19 protein-coding genes are annotated in these 22,048 nt (G+C 70.0%); 7 read left to right on the top strand and 12 right to left on the bottom strand.

Annotated features, from left to right (window positions below):
• Positions 1-176: 176 nt before the first annotated feature.
• The 3 genes from ACGFU7_RS06185 to ACGFU7_RS06195 are packed head-to-tail and all read right to left on the bottom strand — an operon-like array spanning position 177 to position 2,324.
• Positions 177-1,040, bottom strand: a complete 864-nt coding sequence (locus tag ACGFU7_RS06185) for an ABC transporter permease (RefSeq protein WP_393692760.1) — start codon at positions 1,038-1,040, stop codon at positions 177-179.
• A complete protein-coding gene (locus ACGFU7_RS06190) occupies positions 1,000-1,869 on the bottom strand; it encodes an ABC transporter ATP-binding protein (protein WP_393692762.1) in 870 nt (289 codons plus the stop codon). Before ACGFU7_RS06190 ends, ACGFU7_RS06185 begins: the two co-directional genes overlap by 41 nt.
• Complete coding sequence (locus tag ACGFU7_RS06195; protein ID WP_393692764.1) at positions 1,866-2,324, bottom strand: MarR family winged helix-turn-helix transcriptional regulator; 459 nt, start codon at positions 2,322-2,324, stop codon at positions 1,866-1,868. The genes ACGFU7_RS06190 and ACGFU7_RS06195 overlap by 4 nt, the downstream gene beginning before the upstream one ends.
• Positions 2,325-2,709: 385 nt before the next feature.
• Between ACGFU7_RS06195 and ACGFU7_RS06200 the strand changes: the two genes are divergently transcribed.
• Both ACGFU7_RS06200 and ACGFU7_RS06205 read left to right on the top strand, forming a co-directional pair.
• Positions 2,710-4,164, top strand: a complete 1,455-nt coding sequence (locus ACGFU7_RS06200) for a DUF4157 domain-containing protein (RefSeq protein ID WP_393692766.1) — start codon at positions 2,710-2,712, stop codon at positions 4,162-4,164.
• Positions 4,165-4,594: 430 nt separating this feature from the next.
• Positions 4,595-5,590 (top strand): aldo/keto reductase, encoded by a 996-nt coding sequence (locus ACGFU7_RS06205; RefSeq protein WP_393692767.1) that lies wholly within the window; start codon positions 4,595-4,597, stop codon positions 5,588-5,590.
• Between the two features lie 111 nt (positions 5,591-5,701).
• Here the strand turns inward: ACGFU7_RS06205 and ACGFU7_RS06210 are convergent, their stop codons facing one another.
• A complete protein-coding gene (locus tag ACGFU7_RS06210; RefSeq protein ID WP_393692769.1) occupies positions 5,702-6,232 on the bottom strand; it encodes a PadR family transcriptional regulator in 531 nt (176 codons plus the stop codon).
• 87 nt (positions 6,233-6,319) lie between these two features.
• On the opposite strand from ACGFU7_RS06210, the gene ACGFU7_RS06215 reads away from it, so the two are divergent.
• Positions 6,320-7,096 carry an alpha/beta fold hydrolase gene (locus tag ACGFU7_RS06215; protein WP_393692771.1) on the top strand — a complete coding sequence of 259 codons (777 nt, stop codon included), beginning with the start codon at positions 6,320-6,322 and terminating at the stop codon, positions 7,094-7,096.
• A gap of 284 nt (positions 7,097-7,380) precedes the next feature.
• Here ACGFU7_RS06215 and thpR read toward each other — a convergent pair whose 3' ends face one another.
• Positions 7,381-7,953: an RNA 2',3'-cyclic phosphodiesterase gene (gene thpR, locus ACGFU7_RS06220; protein WP_393692773.1), complete on the bottom strand. Its 573-nt coding sequence runs from the start codon at positions 7,951-7,953 to the stop codon at positions 7,381-7,383.
• Positions 7,954-8,086: 133 nt separating this feature from the next.
• Between thpR and ACGFU7_RS06225 the strand changes: the two genes are divergently transcribed.
• Positions 8,087-8,644, top strand: coding sequence for a Uma2 family endonuclease (locus tag ACGFU7_RS06225; protein WP_393692906.1), 558 nt, complete (start codon positions 8,087-8,089; stop codon positions 8,642-8,644).
• Positions 8,645-8,731: 87 nt separating this feature from the next.
• Here the strand turns inward: ACGFU7_RS06225 and ACGFU7_RS06230 are convergent, their stop codons facing one another.
• Positions 8,732-10,066, bottom strand: coding sequence for an MFS transporter (locus ACGFU7_RS06230; protein ID WP_393692775.1), 1,335 nt, complete (start codon positions 10,064-10,066; stop codon positions 8,732-8,734).
• A gap of 96 nt (positions 10,067-10,162) precedes the next feature.
• Complete coding sequence (locus ACGFU7_RS06235) at positions 10,163-10,603, bottom strand: MarR family winged helix-turn-helix transcriptional regulator (RefSeq protein ID WP_093899797.1); 441 nt, start codon at positions 10,601-10,603, stop codon at positions 10,163-10,165.
• A gap of 145 nt (positions 10,604-10,748) precedes the next feature.
• Here ACGFU7_RS06235 and ACGFU7_RS06240 point away from each other — a divergent pair, with 145 nt between their 5' ends.
• On the top strand, positions 10,749-10,964 hold the full coding sequence (locus ACGFU7_RS06240) for a ribbon-helix-helix protein, CopG family (RefSeq protein ID WP_393692777.1): 216 nt from the start codon (positions 10,749-10,751) through the stop codon (positions 10,962-10,964).
• Here ACGFU7_RS06240 and ACGFU7_RS06245 read toward each other — a convergent pair.
• Positions 10,957-12,411: an NCS2 family permease gene (locus tag ACGFU7_RS06245; RefSeq protein WP_393692779.1), complete on the bottom strand. Its 1,455-nt coding sequence runs from the start codon at positions 12,409-12,411 to the stop codon at positions 10,957-10,959. The genes ACGFU7_RS06240 and ACGFU7_RS06245 overlap by 8 nt on opposite strands.
• A gap of 220 nt (positions 12,412-12,631) precedes the next feature.
• On the opposite strand from ACGFU7_RS06245, the gene ACGFU7_RS06250 reads away from it, so the two are divergent.
• Positions 12,632-12,946: a DUF2530 domain-containing protein gene (locus ACGFU7_RS06250; RefSeq protein ID WP_393692781.1), complete on the top strand. Its 315-nt coding sequence runs from the start codon at positions 12,632-12,634 to the stop codon at positions 12,944-12,946.
• Between the two features lie 169 nt (positions 12,947-13,115).
• On the top strand, positions 13,116-15,596 hold the full coding sequence (locus tag ACGFU7_RS06255) for an HAD-IC family P-type ATPase (RefSeq protein WP_393692783.1): 2,481 nt from the start codon (positions 13,116-13,118) through the stop codon (positions 15,594-15,596).
• Between the two features lie 22 nt (positions 15,597-15,618).
• Here the strand turns inward: ACGFU7_RS06255 and ACGFU7_RS06260 are convergent, their stop codons facing one another.
• The 4 genes from ACGFU7_RS06260 to ACGFU7_RS06275 form a co-directional block, all read right to left on the bottom strand.
• Positions 15,619-16,419: a calcium-binding protein gene (locus tag ACGFU7_RS06260; RefSeq protein ID WP_393692785.1), complete on the bottom strand. Its 801-nt coding sequence runs from the start codon at positions 16,417-16,419 to the stop codon at positions 15,619-15,621.
• Between the two features lie 101 nt (positions 16,420-16,520).
• Positions 16,521-17,399: a calcium-binding protein gene (locus tag ACGFU7_RS06265; protein WP_393692787.1), complete on the bottom strand. Its 879-nt coding sequence runs from the start codon at positions 17,397-17,399 to the stop codon at positions 16,521-16,523.
• Between the two features lie 260 nt (positions 17,400-17,659).
• Complete coding sequence (locus ACGFU7_RS06270; RefSeq protein WP_393692789.1) at positions 17,660-18,592, bottom strand: hypothetical protein; 933 nt, start codon at positions 18,590-18,592, stop codon at positions 17,660-17,662.
• 216 nt (positions 18,593-18,808) lie between these two features.
• Positions 18,809-22,015: a sacsin N-terminal ATP-binding-like domain-containing protein gene (locus ACGFU7_RS06275; RefSeq protein WP_393692908.1), complete on the bottom strand. Its 3,207-nt coding sequence runs from the start codon at positions 22,013-22,015 to the stop codon at positions 18,809-18,811.
• Positions 22,016-22,048: the final 33 nt, after the last annotated feature.

Here is a 22,048-nt window from a genome sequence, read left to right on the forward strand (position 1 = left end):
GGGACTCAGGGGCGCGGGCGCTCATGATGCGGGCAATGGGGCCGCCCGCCCCGGCCGACGAGCAGGCGGGAAAGGCCGAGGAGCCCCAGAAGGCCGAAGAGCCGGAGCAACCCGCCGCGCCCCCGCCCCTCCCAGGGAGCCTCGGACCGCTGGTGAGCCCCAGCAGCCCAGGCCGCTCAGCGGGCCAGGCGGCCCAGCAGCGAACCGGCGGCGACGATGCCGACCAGTGCCGCGAAGGCGAGGACCGCGAGGTCGAGGCCGAGGTGGGCCTGGGTGCCGATGAGCAGCCCGCGCAGGGCGTCGACCTCGTAGCTCAGCGGGTTCACCTTGCTGACGGCCTGGAGCCAGCCGGGCATCAGGGCGACCGGGTAGAGCGCGTTGGAGGCGAAGAAGAGCGGCATCGTGATGGCCTGACCGATGCCCATCAAGCGGTCACGGGTCAGGACGATCCCGGCGATCGACATCGACAGGCAGGAGAAGAACGCCGAGGCGAGGACGACCACCACGACGACGCCGAGCAGCCGCAGTGGGTTCCATGTCATGCCGACACCCAGCAGGGCGGCGATCACGATGACGACAGCCGCCTGGATCACGGCTTTCACCCCGGCGGCGAAGGCCTTGCCGGTCACCAGGGCGGTCCGGGGCGTCGGTGTGACCATGAGTTTGGTGAGGACGCCGGAGTCCCGCTCCCAGATGATCATGATTCCGTAGAAGATCGCGATGAACATGGCGGACTGGGCGATGATGCCGGGCGCGAGGAAGTCGAGATAGGGAACGCCGCCGGTGGGGATGGCGTGGATACGGGAGAACGTCACGCCGAAGATCAGCAGCCAGAGCGCGGGCTGTACGGCGCGGGTGTAGATCTCGGTGCGGTCGTGGCGCAGCTTCTGCATTTCGACCACGCACATCGCGATGACACGCGCGGGCACGACGCGCCAGCCGGTGCGGGGTGGTGGCGGGGTCAGCAGCAGCGCGAAGCGCTGATCCGGCGGGCCGGACTCAGCCGAGGCGGGATGCGGTGCGACGGGTACGGCGGACATCTCGGAACGCTCCTCTCTCCTCGTTCTCCGCGGCGGAACCGGGGTCGTTCAGTCCGCTTCCGGAGTGGTACCGGAAGACGTCCTCAAGGGACGGTGGCGGAAGGCCCGTCTCGCCCGATTCCCTTCGGTGGGCGACGAGTTCGCTCTTGAGCTGGGCGGGGGTGCCGAGCGCGCGGAGTCGGCCGAGGTGCATCAGCGCGAGCCGGTCGCAGCGCTGGTCGGCCTCGTCCATGGAGTGGGTGGTGACCAGTACGGTCATGCCGGTGCCGACCCGTATCTCGGTGATGCGGTCCCAGACGCTGTCGCGCGCGATCGGGTCCAGGCCGATGGTCGGCTCGTCCAGGATCATCAGCCGGGGCGCGCTGACCAGTGCCTGCGCGAGTTCGAGGCGGCGGACCATGCCGCCGGAGTACGTGGCGGCGAGCCGGTGCGCGACATCGCCGAGTCCGACCGCGTCCAGCGCCTGGGAGACCCGCACGGCACGCTCGCGGCGGGGCACGTCGAAGACGCGGGCGAAGAGCTGGACGTTCTCCCGGCCGGTGAGGCCGGCGTCGGCAGACAGCTGCTGCGGTACGTATCCGAGCAGGCGCCGTACCGCCATCTTGTGCCTGGCCGCGTCATGGCCGAACACCTCGATGACGCCGGGCGGCACGGGAAGGAGTGTGGTGATCGCGCGCATCGTGGTGGTCTTGCCCGCGCCGTTGGGCCCCAGGAGGCCGAACACCTCCCCCTCGCCGACCAGCAGGTCCAGGCCGTCGACGGCCTTCGCGTCGCCGAAGCTGTAGCTCAGTCCGGTGCAGTTGAGGGCGGGGGCGGTTTCCGTGGTCACGCGGTCTCATCCCCTTCGCTTCGCAGTGAGGCGGCGAGTCTGTGCAGGGCCGGGAGTGCGGCGGCGAGTGCCGCCCGGTCGGCCGCGTCGAGTCCGGCCAGGTGTTCCCGGAAGAGCGCCTCGCGACGGGCGTGCCAGTCGCTCAGCTTCCCGACCCCCGCTGGGGTCGGACACAGCAGCGCGGCCCTCCCGTCTCCGGGGTCCTTCTCCCGTCGCAGCAGTCCTTCGGCGACGAGGTGGTTCACCAGGGTGCTGACCGAGTTGGGCGCGAGACAGAGGCGGTGTGCGGCCGTCGAGACCCGGACGCCGGGCTCGGCAACCACCAGCCGCAGCAGTTCGGCGTGCGCCCCGCGCAGCCGGGGAGCGCTCAGGCCGCTCCACAGACGTCGCCGGGCGAGCCTCTGGATGCGGGGCAGAAGTCCGGCGAGCTCATCAGGTAGATCACCCGCCGCCATCTGTCCATTTTAGCTCTGTATGCGAGCTAAGCCTGTACGCAAGCGGGGCCGCCGCCGCATCGGTCTCCGGCACGCCGGTCATCGTCCAGGAGAGCTCGGCGACAAAGACGGGCACCTGGACGACGAAGTCCTCGTCGACCGGCTGTGCGTCTTCCCCCCGTCAGCGGCAGACGGAGGCGGCGCTGCAGCGGGCGCGCCGGCTGAAGCGGGCCGGGAGCGCGCTGGTAGTACCCACGCCCCGGGCAGCCCCCGCCGATACCCGCCAGGCGGACGCGCTGCCCATACGGGCCACTGCATCGTGCCCTGTACACCTCTTACCCGCGACCGCTGCACCGGGTAAGCAGGGAGAGCACAGCGAAACTGCCAGCCCTACGAGCGGAAGTCCATGCGTGCGCAAGAGCCGACAATGAACGAAAAGCAGCCGCAGCGCCCCGCCAAGAGCGCGGCCACGCGGCCGGGGGAGGCCCCGAGCAGTCGGGTGCCCGGTGCGCTTCTCGAGCTTCAGCGCACCATCGGCAACGCGGTCGTCGTCCGTATGCTCCAGCGGGACCGGCACCAGCACGGCGCGGGTTGCGGCCACCAACAGCCCACGGCGGAGCCGGTGCAGCGCTCCGCCGTGCACGACGTGCTGCGCTCGCCGGGCAAGCCGCTGGACGAACCGCTGCGCCAGGAAATGGAATCCCGCCTCGGCGCCGACTTCTCCGACGTCCGCCTGCACACCGACTCCGCGGCCCGCGACTCCGCCGCCGAGGTGGGTGCCCGTGCCTACACCTCCGGCAGCCATGTCGTCATCGGCGACGGCGGCGGCGACAAGCACACCCTCGCCCATGAGCTGACGCACGTCATCCAGCAGCGCCAGGGTCCGGTGGCCGGTACGGACAACGGGTCGGGGCTGAGCGTCTCCGACCCCGGCGACCGCTTCGAGCGCGAGGCCGAGACCAACGCGGTCCGGGTGATGAGGCGGACGCCCGAGCAGAGCGCCCAGAGCGACCAGGGCCCCCAAGGTGCCTTCGTACAGCGGGAAGCCGACGCCATGGCCCGGGGCACGGCGCGCGGCACCGACGCGACGGTCCTCCAGCGCTTTTCCCAGGTCACCACCGTGGAGTTGGGGTCCGCGCGGGTCTCGGAGAACGGCCTCTATCTCATGACCGTCGTTCCCGGGGCGGACACCACCGTTGTCTGGGTTGCGGAGGGCGCCCCAGCGCCCCGGTACTGCACGGCGACCGGGCAGAGCGGGGACATCGGGGGGCGCACGTACGCGGAGTACGAGCCGTCGACGTCCTTCCTCGCGGACTGTGCCCACACCGCCGAGGAGATCATGCACCGGCAGCGGCTGGCCCTGGGGCAGGACGCCAGCGAATTCGCCTTGGGCGGCAATCAGTTCGGCTTGGGCGAAAGGGAAAACGCGGAGGGCGCCCTGGCCTACGCGCATGCCAGGCCCGGCGGCCGGCACGCGAACGGCGAGGAACGGCCGGGCCCCGGCCAGGCGTTCGCCATCGTGGAGACCGCGTGGGACGAGGATTACGAGCTGCCCGCCAACACCAGCGGGTGGCCCTACCACGTGGCGGCCGTGGTCGCCGTGGACGGCGATGACCGCATCACCGTGGAGCAGGCCGCGGACGGCACCGACGCAAGGGCCCGCCAGGGGCACGAGGGCATCGTCGACATGTATACGTCGGGCACGGACCCGACCAACGGGCAGGCGCTGCCGCACAGCTTCCACGGGCGAAACACCGGCGGTCCGGTGCAGCACTTCTCGGTCGGCGCGATCACCGTCATCCTCCAGCCGATCAATGTGGGCGGTCTCAGAAGGGAGACCGGCCGCCGGAAGCTCATGTGACCCGACCTGATCCGACCCGACCCGACCTGATCCGACCTGCCCGCCCTGACCCCGAACGCCCGCCCGTAGCACCCGAAGCCGGCCCGTAGCCGCCCCGCAAGGGCGCGGCTACGGCCTGTCGAGTCCGGCCGGCAGTGCGGCCCGTTCGTGGTCGTACATCGGGTCGACGGTGCAGTCCTCGCCGCGGCGGATGGGGAGGGGCAGGGGCTGCTGCAGCGTGCGCCCCACGCCGAGGGGGCGCGCAGCGGGGCCGTGTCAGATGTCCAGGAAACGGTTCGGCCGAACCGTTTCCGATCAGCCACGTGCCTTACGTGCCTCCATCATTGGAGCGCCGTCCGACCTGCGCAAGCGCCTCACTGACCCTGGACAGTGACGGACGTTCGGGCTCACCCTTGCTTCGAGCGGACTCGAAGGCGTTGGCTTGGTGCCCATGAAGTACACGCAGCTCGGACGCACCGGACTCAAGGTCAGCCGCCTCGTCCTCGGCACCATGAACTTCGGCCCGCAGACCAATGAGGTGGACAGCCACGCCATCATGGACGCGGCGCTGGACACGGGCCTGAACTTCTTCGACACCGCGAATGTCTACGGCTGGGGCGAGAACAAGGGCCGTACCGAGGAGATCATCGGCACCTGGTTCGCCAAGGGCGGCGAACGCCGCGACAAGGTGGTCCTGGCCACCAAGATGTACGGGAACATGGCCGCCGACGGCGAGGCCTGGCCCAACCACGACAAGCTCTCCGCCGTGAACATCCGGCGCTCGGTCGACGCGTCGCTGAAGCGGCTCCAGACGGACTACATCGACCTTTACCAGTTCCACCACGTCGACCGGAACACCCCCTTCGAGGAGATCTGGCAGGCGATCGACGTCCTGGTCCAGCAGGGCAAGATCCTCTACGCGGGTTCGTCGAACTTCGCTGGTTACAAGATCGCCCAGGCCAATGAACTGGCCGCCCGCAATGGCTCGTTGGGCCTGGTCAGCGAGCAGTGCATCTACAACCTGATGGAGCGCCGCGCCGAGATGGAAGTCATCCCGGCCGCGCAGGAGTACGGCCTCGGTGTCATCCCGTGGTCCCCGCTGCACGGCGGTCTGCTGGGCGGCGTGCTGAAGAAGGAGCGCGAGGGCACGGCAGGGCGTTCGGCCACCGGCCGCAGCGCGGACGCGCTGAAGAACTCGGCGCAGCGCGAGAAGATCCAGGCGTACGAGGACCTGCTCGACAAGCACGGCCTGGAGCCGGGCGAGGTCGGCCTGGCATGGCTGCTCGCGCAGCCGGGGGTGACGGGGCCGATCGTCGGACCGCGCAACCAGGAGCAGCTGGACTCGGCGCTGCGGGCGCTGGAGCTGGAACTCTCCGCGGAGGTGCTGGCGTCGCTGGACGAGATCTTCCCGGGTCCGGGGCCGTCGCCGGAGGCGTTCGCCTGGTGAAGGTGATCCGACGGACGGTCTGACGGGCTGTCCGTCCGATACGCAACGGGCCGCCGCTGCCCCGTCCCCGTTCGGGGGCGAGGGCAACGGTGGCCCGTTTCCGTGTCCGCGTCAGAGCGACGCTTCGAGTTCCTTGAGCGTCTCCCCGAGCCAGCTCAGCTCCGCCTGGCTGGTCGCACGGGCGATCCTCAGCAGACCCTGCCGGAACGGGTCCTCGAACGTCTCGGCGCCGAGCGGCTGCTCTCCCTCGTAGAAGAAGCTGCTCGGCTCCTCCAGGAACGCGAGCCGGCGCCGCAGCACCTCCGCCTGCTCGGCCGGGGACGCCAGATGGCGCAGGAAGGCGAGGACGGTGAACCAGCGGTTCTCGTCACTGATGTCCGTCTCGTCGGCCTCCCGCAGCCGGCGCCGCAGCTCCTCGCGCCCCTGCTCGGTCAGGGTCAACGTGTGACGGGGGGCGGCCCTGCTGCCCGGCTCCGTCCGGCGCTCCAGCCATCCGGCTCGCTCCAGACGCTTGATCGCCGGGTACAGCGTGCCGTCCGCGATGGGGCGGACGTGTCCGGTGAGGTGGGCGACCCGCCGCTTCAGCTCATAGCCGTGCAGCGGCTGTTCGTACAGAAATCCCAGGATGGCCAGTTCCAGCATGCAAGCATCCTCCCCCATGGCGTTATACATCGATGCCGATGTATAGTCTCACCGAGGTTATCGGTTGTGGGGCAAGGAGGAGGAAACATGCAGAACGCTCAGGTGACGGCCGACGGTGCGTGCATCCGGTGGGTGGAGCTCCCCGGCCGCCCCGGCACGTCCCGTACCCGCGTCTATCTGCACGGGCTCGGGGCCTCGTCCGGCCCGTACTTCACCGCGAGCGCCGTGCATCCCCTGCTGGCCGACAGCCGGTCGCTGCTCCTGGACCTGCTCGGCTTCGGAATCAGTGACCGCCCCACGACCTTCGGCTACACCCTGGAAGAGCACGCCGACGCGGTGGCGGCGGCACTGAAGGCGGCCGACGCGTACGACACGGACGTGGTCGCGCACAGCATGGGCGGCGCGGTGGCCATCGTGCTCGCTGCACGCCACCCGGAGTTGGTGGCCCGGCTGGTGCTGGTCGACGCCAATCTGGACCCGACCGCCCCGGACCCGACGCGGCCGGCCAGCAGCGGCCTCGCCCGGTACACGGAGGAGGAGTTCCTGGCCGGCGGCCTGGAGGAAGTGCGCGACCGGGTGGGGCCCCACTGGTGGGCGACCATGCGCCTCGCGGGTCCCGAGGCACTGCACCGCACCGGGGTGCATCTCGCCCGCGGGACGACGCCGACGATGCGCGAGCTACTGCTGGACCTGAAGATTCCGCGTACGTATCTGCGCCCCCGGGACAACGGACCGCTGCCCGGCGAGGACGCGCTGATCGAGAACGGGGTGCGGGTCGTGGCGGTCCCGGACTGCGGGCACAACATCATGCTGGACAACCCGGAGGCGTTCGCCAAGGAGACGGCACTGGCCCTCAACGTCTGAGACGGAGGGGTGCACGTCGGACGCGACGGACCCGGGCTCGCGCCCATGGGTCGGTTCGTACCGCTCCTGGTGGTCGCCGGAGCCGTCGCCGCGGTCATGGGCTTCTTCATCCGGCCGGCGATCGTCGCGCGCAGCCGTCGCCGATCGGCCGCCTGCGGCACGGCCGCTCACGTCACCCTCCGACGGCGGCTGCCACGGCGACGACGACGAACATCAGCACGAGCACAACGGCCATGATGCGGTTTCTGGTCTTCGGATCCACCCTCCGAGCGTAACCGCAGGTCTCAGTGGCCCAGCGACCAGGATGCGATCGCCTCGTACCGCGGCTGCTCGCCCGGCACCCCGGCAACCGGCAGGTTGCTGCGTACGAGGGCGACCTCGCCGACTTCCCACGGGGTGCCCTCGAAGCCCGCAAGTGCCTCGGCGAAGGGGCGCAGGTCGGCGTCGGTGCGGCTGCGGGCGAGAGTGAGGTGCGCGGTGTAGCGGCGGTGCTCCTCCATCGGGATGCCGGTGCGGCGGGCGGCGGCGTCGGCCCGTTCGGCCAGAAGCCGCAACGTGTCGATCTCACCCGCGGCCCCCGCCCACAGCGCCCGCCCGCCGAACCGGCCGGCGCCGTGGATGCGCAGCGGGAAGGGTTCGGTACGGCGGGCCGCCCGTTCGAGGCGCGCACGCAGCTCGGGCAGTACCTCCTCGTCCACGGACCCGAGGAACGCGAGCGTGAAGTGCCAGCTGGGCGTACCGGTCCAGCGCAGATTCCCGGCACCGGGGAGCGTGCGCAGCGGGTCGACGGCACGGCGCAGTTCCTGGACCGCGTGGTCGGGCGGCAGAACGGCGACAAAGAGTCTGAGGCGGCTCATGGGCAGAGTGTCGCACCGTCACGGCGTGTCCCGGGCTCCGTGCGTATCGTTGTACTGCGCGACTGCCTGCGCCTGTGCGGCAGCGGGAAGGAGCGCCACGGTGACCATCGCACTTGACGACGACAGGACCGACATGGCCGACAGCTACGAGTTCAGCTTGGACGAACTGTTCGAGCGGCTGGAGCAGATGCCTGTCCCCGAGGGATACAAGGTTCAGATCGTCGAGGGGGCCATCACGATGTCGCCGCAGCGGGACGTCCACTGGAAGATCATCCGCAGGATCGTTCGCGAGCTGGAAGACCGGTTCGGCATGGACGTCAATGTGCTGTCGGACGTACGGATCGACTTCGGGGAGCAGAACGGCTTCGCGCCGGACGTGGTCAAGCTTGCCGCGGTCGCCAAGAAGGACAGTCGGGGGCGCTGGCTGCCACGGGACATCGAGTTCGTCGCCGAAGTGATCTCCAAGGGGACGTCCGCCACGGACTACGGCCCGAAGAAGCTCGCGTACGCGGCTGCGGGCATCCCCGTTTATCTGATCGTCGACCCCTATGTCGGCCGGTGCCACGTCCACAGTGAGCCCAAGGACGGCGATTACCATAAGCAGATCTCCGTGGACTTCGGCCTGGACGTCGACCTGACCGGCACCGCCGTCGACCTGACGCTCAGGACGGGCCGGTTCCCCCGCGACTGACACGTCCCCCGTACGCCGTACGCGACACGGGCCCCGACCCGGTGGGATACCGGTCGGGGCCCGTGTCGCGTGCTTCACGGCCGGCCCTCAGGCCGCCGTAGCCAGCTCTTCACGCGGAACGAACCGCACGTGCGGGCGGCCCGGCCGGAGGTCGACCTTGAGGCGGAGGCCGCCCACGCGGGCCAGCATGAAACCGACGCCCAGTGCGGCCACCAGTGAGAACGCACCGCCGACCGCCATGGCCGTACGGACCCCGTAGGCGTCGCTGATCCAGCCGACGATCGGGGCGCCCACCGGCGTACCACCGGCGAAGACCATCATGTACAGGCTCATGACCCGGCCGCGCATCGCCGGGTCGGCGGCCATCTGGACGCTCGTGTTCGCGCTGATGTTGGTCGTCAGACCGATCATGCCGATCGGGACCAGCAGGATCGCGAAGAGCCAGACGGACGGCGACAGGGACGCGATGATCTCCAGCAGACCGAACGCCGTGCCCGCGGCCACCAGCATCCGCAGCCGCGAGGAGCGGCGGCGGGCGGCGAGCAGGGCACCGGCGAGGGAGCCGGCCGCCATGAGGATGTTGAAGAACGAGTACATCCCGGCGCCGCCGTGGAAGATCTCGTCCGCGAAGGCCGTGAGCCAGATCGGGAAGTTGAACCCGAACGTGCCGACGAAGCCGACCAGGACGATCGGCCAGATCAGCTCGGGGCGGCCGGAGACATAGCGCAGGCCCTCCCGCAGCTGCCCCTTGGCGCGCGGCACGACGATGGTCTTGTGCAGCTCGCTCGTACGCATCAGCATCAGGCCGACGAGCGGGGCGGCGAAGGACAGGCCGTTGAACATGAAGGCCCAGCCGCTGCCGACCGTGGTGATCAGGACACCCGCGACGGCGGGGCCGATGAGCCGGGCGGACTGGAAGTTCGCCGAGTTGAGACTGACCGCGTTCCGCAGCTGGGCCGGGCCGACCATCTCGGAGACGAACGACTGACGGGCCGGGTTGTCCACGACCGTCACCATGCCGAGCAGGAACGCGATGAGGTAGACGTGCCACACCTGGACGACACCGGAGAGCGTGAGCACCGCAAGGGCGATCCCGCACAGGCCGAGAGCCGCCTGGCTGACGAGAAGAAGCTTCCGCTTCGGGAGACGGTCGGCGATGACGCCGCCGTACAGGCCGAACAGAAGCATCGGAAGAAACTGGAGGGCCGTGGTGATGCCGACGGCGGCGGCGGACCCGGTGAGGCTCAGGACGAGCCAGTCCTGCGTGATGCGGGACATCCAGGTACCGGTGTTGGAGATCACGGCGCCCGTGGCGAACAGGCGGTAGTTACGGATCTTCAGCGACGAGAAGGTCCCGCCGGGCTTGCTCTCGTGGGCGGAAGTCGGTGCGGGGGCGGAGTCTGCTCCGGATCCCGTACTCAAAAGGGTTCGCCTCCTCGGGCGTATACATTTCGCTGACTGACGGGGATGCGGCGGTGCGGGCGGTGCGCCGGTTGTGATCCGGCGCGGCCGGCCCCGCTACAGGTGGGCGAGCTTCTCCAGCACGGGCGCCGCCTTGCGCAGCGTCTCCCACTCTTCCTCGTCCAGGCCCTCGGCGAGGGTGGTCAGCCAGGCGTTCCGTTTGGAGCGGCTCTCTTCGAGCATGGCTTCCGCCTGTTCGGTCTGGCTGACCATCTTCTGGCGACGGTCATCGGGGTGCGGTTCCAGTCTGACCAGCCCCTTCGCTTCCAGCAGCGCGACGATGCGAGTCATCGACGGAGGCTGCACATGCTCCTTGCGGGCCAGCTCACCGGGCGTGGCCGAACCGCACCGGGCGAGCGTGCCGAGCACCGACATCTCGGTGGGGCTCAGCGACTCGTCGACGCGCTGGTGCTTCAGGCGTCGGCCGAGCAGCATCACGGCGGAACGAAGGGAGCTCACGGCGGCCGCACTGTCGCCGTCGTGGATCAGGTCAGGCATGTTTATTAGCGTAACTCATTACCTACCCTAAAGACCATTCGTGTTACACGCGCGAGAGCCACATCACCCAATCGATCACCCGAACGAGTGAGTCGGATCCGTAAAGTGACGCGAAACGACCTCGTGGGCCGTAACCCTGCTTGCCATGGGATCGACTGTGCTCAGCCTGCGGATAGACGGTGAGCTGCTCGACCGGCTCAGGCAGCATGCCGCCAAACGCGGAATGAGCGTCCAGGACTATGTCGTCCGGACGCTCATTCGCGATGACTTCGACGAGCGCTTCAAGGCGGCCGTCGACGAGACGGAGAAGTTCTACGGGCAGGAAGGGACCGCCGGGATCGGGGCGGAAGAGGTCACGTGAGGCCGAGGGCCGGCATCGCGTAGTAGAAGACGAAGACCGCCGACACCACGTACATGGCCGCCGGCACCTCGCGCCAGCGCCCGGCCACGATCCGCAGCACGGAGAAGGCGATGAAGCCGATACCGATGCCGTTGGTGATCGAGTACGTGAACGGCATCATCAGCATGGCCAGGAAGGCCGGGATGGCGAGCGTGTAGTCGCTCCAGTCGATGTCCCGCACCGAACCCGAGATGATCAGGAAGCCGACCGCCAGCAGCGCCGGGGTGGCCGCCTGCGACGGGACCATGGTCGCCAGCGGCGTCAGGAACAGCGCCGCCGTGAACAGCAGACCCGTCACGATGCTCGCGAAGCCGGTGCGGGCGCCCTCGCCGACACCCGCCGTGGACTCCACGAAGCAGGTGCCCGCGGAGGCGGAGCTCGCACCGCCCGCGGCGACCGCGATGCCGTCCACGAACAGCACCTTGTTGATGCCGGGGAAGTTGCCGTCCTTGTCCGTCAGCTTCGCCTCGTCGCCGACGCCGAGGATGGTGCCCATCGCGTCGAAGAAGCAGGACAGCAGCACGGTGAAGACGAACAGGATGCCGGTGAGCACACCGACCTTGTCGAAGCCGCCGAACAGACTGACCTTGCCGATCAGCCCGAAGTCCGGGGTGGCGACCGGATTGCCCGGCCACTGCGGAACGGTCAGCCCCCACGCCCCGCCCGGCAGATCGGCGATCGCATCGATGATCAGCGCGAGGACCGTCATCGCGACGATGGAGATCAGGATGGCGCCCGGCACCTTGCGGACGATCAGAGCGAGAGTGAGCAGCGCGCCGAGGATGAAGACGAGGACCGGCCAGCCGTTGAGGTGGCCGTCACTGCCGAGCTGGAGCGGCACGGTGGTGTGCGCGGCGTCCGGGATACGGGAGACGAAGCCCGAGTCGACCAGGCCGATCAGCAGGATGAAGAGACCGATACCGATCGCGATGCCCTTGCGGAGCGACTTCGGTACGGCGTGCATCACGCGCTCCCGCAGCCCGGTCGCGACCAGCAGCATGACCACGATGCCCGCGAGGACGACCATGCCCATCGCGTCCGGCCAGCTCATCCTGGGGGCGAGCTGGAGGGCCACGACGGTGTTGACGCCGAGGCCGGCGGCCAGCGCGATCGGCACATTGCCGATGACGCCCATCAGGAGCGTGGAGAACGCGGCGGTCAGCACGGTGGCGGTGACCAACTGGCCGCCGTCGAGCTGGTGCCCGTACATGTCCTTCGCGCTGCCGAGAATGATCGGGTTCAGCACGATGATGTACGCCATCGCAAAGAACGTGGCGAATCCGCCACGGATCTCGCGTGCGACCGACGACCCCCGCTCGGAGATCTTGAAGAAACGATCCAGGCCGTTGTGCGGCTGAGGGGCCGGAGACTGCTGGGAGTCGACCGAAGCGGTGGCCGAGGGGGACATGTATGACCTCAGTCGTACGTAGGGGGGTTTAAAAGTGATCAGCTTTGGACTTTCACACGAATAATTCGAGACAGTCGTAAGCAGATTCAGTATGAATACATAAGGCGAAGATCGCTATCTCCGCGCGTAGACCCTTGGGCCACCTGGCCTGCCGGCCTTTATGTATGCCGTCTTTACGGGGTACGGGAGGGGGCCGGAGGTGGGCCCATACACTGAGGTCATGGCTAAGTGGACACCGAAGCACGAGGCACCCGAGCCCCTGGAGGGGCCCGTCGTCGCCACCATCACCGGCGGCACGATCCTCTGGTTCGTCCTCTTCCTGGTCCAGCTGCCGTTCTACGGCTGGTTCGACGACCACGGGCACCTGTGGTGGGTGTGGACCTGCCTGGCCGGTGCGGGGCTCGGCCTGATCGGCATCTGGTACGTACGGGGGCGCGATGCGGCGATCAAGCGGGCGGCCGCGGCTGCGGCTTCCGGAGCTTCCGCGCCGGGCGCCGGGACGGACGCGGAGGGCACGTCGGGCGCCACGGCGTGAAGCCGTCCGGCACGTCGGGCGCGGCCGCCTGACGCCGCCTGACACCGCGTCCTGAAACCGCCCGGCATCAGGGCCTCCGTACCACCGCAGGACCATTCCCCTCCTCCCCCGGTCTGATCTTCGGACCCCCGGTGGGTGAATCGGACGATCCACCCGTACCGTCGGAACCATGACGCAGCGGGCACCCCACTCCTTCGGCGAGCAGACCCCCGGGGCATCCGGCTCCGCCGGCCGCCCCGGGCCGGCCATGATCGACGCCGGGTCCGAGCTCGACCCGGTCCACCCGATGAAACTGCCGGCCCCGGCCGTGAACACCCGCGGGCTGACCGCGGCCGAGGTGGCCGAGCGGATCGCCCGCGGTGAGGTCAACGACGTACCCGTCCGCTCGTCCCGTTCCGTCCGCGAGATCGTCCACGCGAACGTCTTCACCCGGTTCAACCTGATCATCGGCGTGCTCTGGCTGATCATGCTGTTCGTCGCGCCGATCCAGGACAGCCTCTTCGGCTTCGTGATCATCGCCAACACCGGCATCGGCATCGTCCAGGAGTGGCGGGCCAAGAAGACCCTGGACAGCCTCGCGGTCATCGGCGAGGCCAAACCCACGGTGCGGCGCGACGGCGTCTCGGCCGAGATCTCCACCTCCGAGATCGTCCTCGGCGATCTCGTCGAGCTGGGCCCCGGCGACAAAGTCGTCGTGGACGGCACCGTCGCCGAGGCCGACAGCCTGGAGATCGACGAGTCGCTGCTCACCGGCGAGGCCGACCCGGTGCTGAAGCAGCCCGGCGACCCCGTGATGTCCGGCAGCTTCGTCGTCGCGGGCGGCGGCTCGTTCGCCGCCACCAAGGTCGGCCGCGAGGCCTACGCCGCACAGCTCGCCGAGGAGGCGTCCCGCTTCACCCTCGTCCAGTCCGAGCTGCGCACCGGCATCTCCACCATCCTCAAGTACGTCACCTGGATGATGGTGCCGACCGCGATCGGCCTCATCATCAGCCAGCTCGTCGTCAAGAACAACGACTTCAAGGAGTCGGTCGCCCGGACCGTCGGCGGCATCGTCCCTATGATCCCGGAGGGCCTGGTGCTGCTCACCTCGGTCGCCTTCGCGATCGGGGTCGTGCGGCTCGGCCGCAAGCAGTGCCTGGTGCAGGAGCTCCCCGCCATCGAGGGTCTGGCCCGCGTCGACGTCGTCTGCCTGGACAAGACCGGCACCCTCACCGAGGGCGGCATGGACGTCACCGAGGTGCGGGCGCTGGGCGGTGCGGACGACACGTACGTACAGCGAGTGCTGGGCGCCCTCGGCGCGTCCGACCCCCGGCCCAACGCCAGCCTGCAGGCCATCGTCGACGCCTACCCGGACGGCGAGGAGTGGCGGTGCACGCAGTCGCTGCCGTTCTCCTCGGCCCGCAAGTACAGCGGCGCCGCGTTCGACGAGGGCGGCGGCCGGGCGTCGGCCTGGCTGCTGGGCGCCCCCGATGTGCTGCTGCCCGACCAGGACCCGGCGCTCACCGAGATCGAGCAGCTCAACGAACAGGGGCTGCGGGTGCTGCTGCTGGCCCGCGCGCAGGGCGGGCTCGAAGGGCAGGACATCGCCGCCGGAGCCGTACCGAGCGCGCTGGTCGTGCTGGAACAACGGCTGCGGCCGGACGCCGGGGAGACGCTGGCCTACTTCGCCGACCAGCGGGTCGCCGCGAAGGTCATCTCCGGCGACAACGCGGTCTCCGTCGGCGCGGTCGCCGGAAAGCTCGGCCTGCCGGGCGCCGAGAACACCCTGGACGCGCGTCGGCTCCCCACCGACCCGGACGACATGGCCACGGCCATGGAGGAGAACGCGGTCTTCGGCCGGGTCACCCCGCAGCAGAAGCGGGACATGGTCGGCGCGCTCCAGTCCCGCGGCCACACCGTCGCCATGACCGGCGACGGCGTCAACGACGTGCTGGCGCTGAAGGACGCCGACATCGGCGTCTCCATGGGTTCGGGCTCCGAGGCGACCCGGGCCGTCGCCCAGATCGTGCTGCTCAACAACAGCTTCGCGACGCTGCCGTCCGTCGTCGCCGAGGGCCGCCGGGTGATCGGCAACATCACCCGGGTCGCCACCCTGTTCCTGACCAAGACCGTCTACTCGGTGCTGCTGGCGGTCCTGGTGGTCTGCTTCCAGGTCGACTACCCGTTCCTGCCGCGCCATCTGACCCTGCTGTCGACGCTGACGATCGGCATCCCGGCGTTCTTCCTGGCCCTCGCCCCCAACAAGGAACGGGCCCATCCGCACTTCGTGCGCCGTGTCATGCGGTACGCGATCCCCTCGGGCGTCATCGCGGCCGTCGCGACCTTCGTGATGTATCTGATCGCCCGGAACCACTACTCCGGTACGGGCGCGCTGGACGCGGAGACCAGCGTGGCCACACTCACGCTGTTCCTGGTCTCGATGTGGGTCCTGGCGATCATCGCCCGCCCGTACACCTGGTGGCGGATCTGCCTGGTGGCGGCGATGGGGCTGGCGTTCCTGATCGTGCTGGTGGTGCCGTGGCTGCAGGACTTCTTCGCCCTGAAGCTGGTGGGAACGGCGATGCCATGGACCGCGGTGGGGATCGCGGTGGTGGCGGCGGCCGGCCTGGAGTTCGCCTGGCGGCTGGTCAGCCGCCGCTTCCCGGTGTAGTACCGGTGCTGCTCCGTACGGTCTACTTCACGTCGACGAAGTCGCCCGCGGTCGTGACGGCCGGGGTGGTGGACGTACCGGCGAAGCTGTAACGCCAGTAACCGTCGACCGACGCCTTGACCGTCGTCTTCAGGTTGCCGGTGCTGTTCGTCCTGATCGTCTTGACCGTGGTGTACGTGGAGCTGGTCTTCTTGCGGAACTGGAGCTTCACCGACTGCCCGGTGTAGCCGTGGTACGCGTGGTCCTCCCAGTTCGCCCGCGAAAGCTTCCCCGTGACCGTGATCGTCCCGCTCTTCCTCACGGGCTCGGGGGCCGCGTTCACCGTCAGCTTCGACAACCGCTGGACGCGGGCGGTGGCGTAGGAGTCGTAGTACGTGCTGCTGCCGTCCTTGGCGGTCACGCCCGTGAGGACGTGCCAGGTGCCCGCGAGCTTGTTCTTCCGCAGGTCGGTCCTCGGGTCGATCGTGAGGCCGACCGAGCAGGTGGCGGTGGTGGCGACGTTCGTGTTCTTGCAGGTCACACCCCCTGCGGGCACCAGCACGCCGTCCAGGCCCTCGTCCAGGTCGGTCCCGTGCCACAGGAGCACCCAGCCGTCGACGATGCCGGAGGCGTGCGAGGCGGTGACCGAGAGGGTGATCGTCTTGGGGGCCGTCGTCCCCAGGACGGTGTCCTTGCCGCCGTTGACGGAGACCTTGGAGATGACGGGGAGCGCGGAGTCGGGTTTCACGGCCTCGCCCGCGTGAGCGGCCGGCGCGGTCAGGACGAACAGGGCGGACAGAGCGAGAGCACCGGAAGCGGCGGCCACTGTGGCACGGATACGCATGAGTTTCTCCAGTCTGCTGAACGGGCCGTGCCGGGAGGACGGGAGCCGTCCCCGGACACGGCCCGGAGTGGTGCGCGGTGGTGCTTATGCGTACGGAGGAACTACTTCACGTCGACGAAGTCGCCCGCGGTCGTGACGGCCGGGGTGGTGGACGTACCGGCGAAGCTGTAGCGCCAGTAACCGTCGACCGACGCCTTGACCGTCGTCTTCAGGTTGCCGGTGCTGTTCGTCTTGATTGTCTTGACCGTGGTGTACGTGGAGCTGGTCTTCTTGCGGAACTGGAGCTTCACCGACTGCCCGGTGTAGCCGTGGTACGCGTGGTCCTCCCAGTTCGCCCGCGAAAGCTTCCCCGTGACCGTGATCGTCCCGCCCTTCTTCACGGGCTCGGGGGCCGCGTTCACCGTCAGCTTCGACAACCGCTGCACATGGGTGGTGCTGTAGAAGTTGGTGTAGGCGACGTCGTCGGTGGCGCTGGCGGCGCCCGCGGAGACGTGCCAGCTGCCGGCCAGGGAGTTCTTGTACAGGTCGTAGCGCGGGTAGATCGTGAAGGTCAGCTTGCAGGTCGAGGTCGTCGCGTTGACCTTGGTGCACGTCGCCGCGTCGTTCGGCAGGATGGCCCCGTCGATGGTGTCCTCCGAGGACGGGTCCGTGCCGTGCCACAGGTCGGCGTAGGCGTCGACGACACCGGACGCGTGCGACGCCGTGACCGAGACGGAGATCGTCTTCGAGTTGGTGGTGCCCAGGACGATGTCCTTGCCGCCGTTGACGACGACCTTGGAGATGACGGGTTCCGCCGCGGCCGCGAGAGAGCGCGCGCCGGCCTTCGACGAACCCTTGGCGGCGGTGCCGAAGACCTCGGCGGCCGACGTCGGCTTGTGCAGGTTCGCAGCAGAGTGGTCGCCCGCGTGGGCGGCCGGGACGGCCAGAGCGGACAGAGCCAGGGCGCCGGAAACGGCTGCAACAGTGGCACGAATACGCATGTGTTTCCCCAGTGGAGAAAGGGGCCCCGCGAGTACGTGGTGCGACCCGGCCGGGGCTCGTTTGGTCTGTGAGTCTGCTGACTCGGAAGACCAGACCTCTTACGCATGTGAAGGGTTGTACGCGGAATGGGTTGTACGCGAAGTTGGTTCTCGCGCCTCGTCCCGCGGGCGAGACACGCGGCGGGCCGCGCCCGGGGACGGGAGCCGTCCCCGGACACGGCCCGGAGTGGTGCGCGGTGGCGCTTATGCGCACAAAGGAACTACTTCACGTCGACGAAGTCACCCGCGGCCGAGATGGCCGGGGTGGTGGACGTACCGGCGAAGCTGTAACGCCAGTAACCGTCGACCGACGCCTTGACCGTCGTCTTCAGGTTGCCGGTGCTGCTCGACTTGATCGTCTTGACCGTGGTGTACGTGGAGCTGGTCTTCTTGCGGAACTGGAGCTTCACCGACTGCGTGGCGTAGCCGTGGTACTTCAGGTCGTCGAAGTTCGCACGCGACAGCTTGCCGGTGACCGTGATCGTCCCGCCCTTCTTCACGGGCTCCGGAGCCGCGTTCACCGTCAGCTGCGACAGCCGCTGCACACGGGCGGTGCCCAGGCCGTCCTGCAGCGCGAAGCCGATCTTGGTGACGTCGGGGTTCTTCGGGTCCTGGCCGTTGTAGTCGACGGCGAAGCCCATCGCCTTCCACGTCGTGGCGTCGGCGTTGCCGATCAGGTCGTACTGCGGCCGGATGACGATCTGACCCTTGCAGGTGGCGACCGTGGAGGAGACGGTCTTGCAGGTGGGGGCGGCATCGCCGTACAGCTCGTTCGTCGGGGTGTCGAACGAGCCGCGGTAGAGCGAGACATCGAGCGCGAAGTCCGAGGCGAAGATGTTCACATCGGCGGCGTGCGTCACGGTGAACGTGGTCGGCACGCTCTTCGCGGCGGTGGTGCCCACGGCGATCGGCTTGCCGCCGTTCACCGTGAACTTGGAGAAGGTGAGGTCGAGCGGGCCGGGGGCGCTCTCGGCCGCGAGGGAGCGCGCGCCGGACTTGGCACCGGACTTGGCACCGGCGGCGGACTGAGCGGCACGCGCGACGTCACTGACGGTCGAGCGGTGCGCGTCGTCGGCCTGAGCCGCCGACGGAATGACAAGGGCGGAGAGAGCCAGGGCGCCGGTTACGGCGGCCACGGTGGCACGAATGCGCATGTTCATTCCCCAATATGGAGAAGGGGGCCCATGGAGGTCGTCCGCCCACGGGCCCAAGATCGTCTGTGAAACCTGATGGCTTCACAGACGAGACCATCGGGGCATGTGAACGGTTGTGCGACTGTTGGGGATTTCTTGTGCATTCACCCGCGCCCCGGCGCCGGTGCGCTTCGGACCCGCCCGTGCACCGATGCGCCAAGGCCCCGCTCAGGACCGTCAGTCGAACCAGCGGTCCCGGGCCAGTTCCTCCGTACGGGACGGGTCCTCCAGCAGCGCGGCGACCTCGAAGCGGCGCGGCCACTGCCCCGCCGCCCAGGCCAGGCCCGCAGCGACGCCTTCCAGCGTGGCGGCGTGCACGGTGCCGTCGGGGGTGCGGCGCCAGTCCAGCTCGGCGCCGCCCGCGCGCAGTTCACCGTGCTCGATGTATGCGTCCGGGGTTCCGGCGCCGAGCAGGACCCGTACCGAATCCGGCACTTGGTGCTCCTCACCCTCCGTCGTCACCTCCGCCTCGACGCTCTCACCGAGCCGCCGCACCTGGAACAGCTCGGCCAGATCGGCCGCGCGCGTCGGGGCCACCGGCAGCAGCGGGAGCCCGTCGGTGAGTGGCAGCAGATCGGGGGCGTCCGCGATCACGGCGTCCGCCGCGTCGACGACCCGGACCTCGCCGTCGACCACGGCCCGCAGCTCGTCGGGCAGCGTGACCTGTTCCGGGTCGAGGTCGGCCAGTGCCGTGTACAGGGAGTGCAGTTGCACGGGCCCGACCTCACGGTCCTCGTCCGCGAGCCGGCCGAGGAGTTCGGCGGCGCCGCCCGGCTCGTCGAGGAGGGCGGCCACGGACGTCCGTACGCCGAGGGCGCGCAGCACCTGGGCGTCGTCGAAGCCGGTCGCGTCGGCGGAGTCGTACAGTCCGGCCAGCCGCGGGTCGCCGCCCGCCGCCCGCAGACCGGCCGGGCGGCGGCCGTCGAGCACGGGGTGGTCGCGCAGCCACCAGGCCGTGTACGGGCGGACGGACTGCGTGGTGCCGTCGGGCAGCAGCACCCGCACCGGCTGGGTCAACGCATCGCGCAACGGCGGCTGGGCGAGCAGGGCGAGCGCCTGCGGCCAGGCGTCGTCGTCGACGAGGTCCAGGTCGCGGACGGCGACGAGTTCGGTGGCGACCGGCGGCACCGGGGTATCGGGCAGCTGATCGAGGATGTCCTCGCACCACACGTCCACGGCGTCGAGCAGTCCGGCGTCGTCGGGCTCGGCGAAGTCGCCCTCGCGGGGCTCCAGTTCGTCCGGGTCCAGGACGACATCGGCGGTCCGCACGAGGGCGAAGGTGGCCAGCACACCGCAGGCGGTGAGCGGCTGCTCGCCCCAGCGGTCGGTCAGCTCCTGGTCGCAGAGCGCCAGTTCACCCTCCCGCATGATGGCTGCGAACGGGCTGCCGGGCAGCACGAGTTCACCGGCGGGCGCGGGTTCGCCGTCCTCGTCCGGAAGGGCGAGCGCACCGAGCCAGGGCTCATCGCCGGGTGCCAGTTCGGCGTCCCGTACGAGGGTGAGGACGGTCTCCGCGAGCTCGTCGGCGTCCAGCGCGTTCTCGTCCCAGATCTCGCCCGCGTCCAGCGATCCGGCGACGGCGGCCCGCACCTGCGGGGTCGTCAGCACGGCGCGCGGCGTGGCGGGCAGGGCGCCCAGCTTCTCCAGCAGCGGATGGGCGGCGTCCGGGTGTGCGACCTTCAGCCCGAGCCGGGCCAGGCGGCCCAGGACGGGGCCGCCGAGCGCGTCGGGGAACGGGAGGAGGACCTGGCGGGGGCCGATGGTGGTGCGGGGTGCGGTCGGGGTCTCGGAGTCCGGTGCTTCCGGCGCACCGGCGAGCGGGACGGGCAGGCCGGAGAGGCGGTCCGGGTCGATGCCGGACAGGCTGTCGTACAGCCGCCGCCACCAGCCGGGGTCGCGCTCCAGACCGGCGAGACGGTCGATCGCCTCGGTCAGCGGGACGCGGGCGATGCCGAGAGTGCGCAGTTCGCTGCGGCGCTCAAGTCCGGCGGGCAGCAGGCACGGCAGGACCTCGGCGAGCACCCGTACGGTCTCGGCGCCCACGCCCTCCAGCACCTCGGCCTCGATGGGGCGCAGCGCGGTGGTGGCGGTCTCGCGGATGCCGTCCGCCTCCGCGTCCCAGGTGTCCCACCGGTCCGTTTCGGTGGCGGCGTCGCGCGGGGCGGCGGGTTCCAGGAACGCGACGCGCGGCAGCCGTTCCAGGATCGCGCCGCGCAGGGCGCCGTCCAGTTCGCCCTTGCCGAGCGGTCCGGGGACGAGGTCGATGGTGTCGATGGACACCGGCTGCCAGCCGGCGAGCAGCTCGGCGTACGCGTTGGCGGCGCGCTGCACCAGGAAGTCGGTGAGCGGTCCTGGTGCGGGGTGGCGGCGGGTGGTGTCGAGCGGCAGCGACGCGATGAGCAGCGCGGGGATGCCGAGGGGTTCGTCGGTGGGGGTCGGCGCGTGGACGACGGGGACGGTACGGGGGCGTACCGGGGCGCCCTCCGTGTCCACCGGGACCGCCCAGGTGACCGACCAGTGCGGGCGCAGCCGTTCCTCGCGGGGCCGGTCGGCGAGCAGGGCGGGCTCGACGGGACCGTGGTGGGTGACGGTGCGCCAGCGGTGCGTACCGTGCGCGGAGTCCTCGACGTGGGTGTACGGGCCGTGCTGCGAGCGGCGCAACGTCCGTACGGCGTCCGAGGTTTCGATCACGATCTCGTCGAGGCCGCGCAGAGTGAGCAGGAGCGCGTCGTCGACCGCGTCGAGCAGCCGGACCACGAGGTCCTCGGCGCCGCCGTCGCGCAGCGGGAGGACGACGACGGTGTCGTACCCGTCGGGCGCTGTGCCCTCGGCGGGCAGCGGGAGCCGCAGCAGGGGTACGTGGCCGTCGCGGCGGCGGAGCTCGTCACCGAGGCCGGGGCTGGCGACGGACGTCCTTGCGGCGAGATCGCGGGCCTCGGCGAGGGACCAGCGGACGCCGCCGTGCCGGCCGACGACCGCCGGCTCGTCGCTCACCGCGAGCACGGCGGCGAACCCGACGCCGAACCTGCCGACGGCTCCCTCGTGGCCCTCGCGCTTGGCGGAGGCGCGCAGGGTGGAGAGCGACTCCACACCGGTGGCGTCGAGGGGGGCGCCGGTGTTGGCGGCGGCGAGTACGGCGGGGGCGTCCGCGGTCGCCGGGTGAAGGGTGAGGCGGAGCCGGCCGGGAACCTGTGCGCGGGCGGCGGCGTCGGCGGCGTTCTGGGCCAGCTCGACGACGAGGCGGTCGCGGTAGCCGCCGAGCGCGAGGTCTTCCTCGGCGTTGGCGTCCTCGCGGAATCTGGCGGGGCCGGCGCCCCAGGCGTCGAGCACACCGCGTCGCAGCCGTGCGGTCCCGAACGGGTCGGCCCCCTCGGTCGCATTCATGCTCACGCTCTGACTCCGCTCTTTCCGGTTACG

Source organism: Streptomyces sp. NPDC048473, assembly GCF_043200155.1.
Taxonomy (GTDB): Bacteria; Actinomycetota; Actinomycetes; order Streptomycetales; family Streptomycetaceae; genus Streptomyces.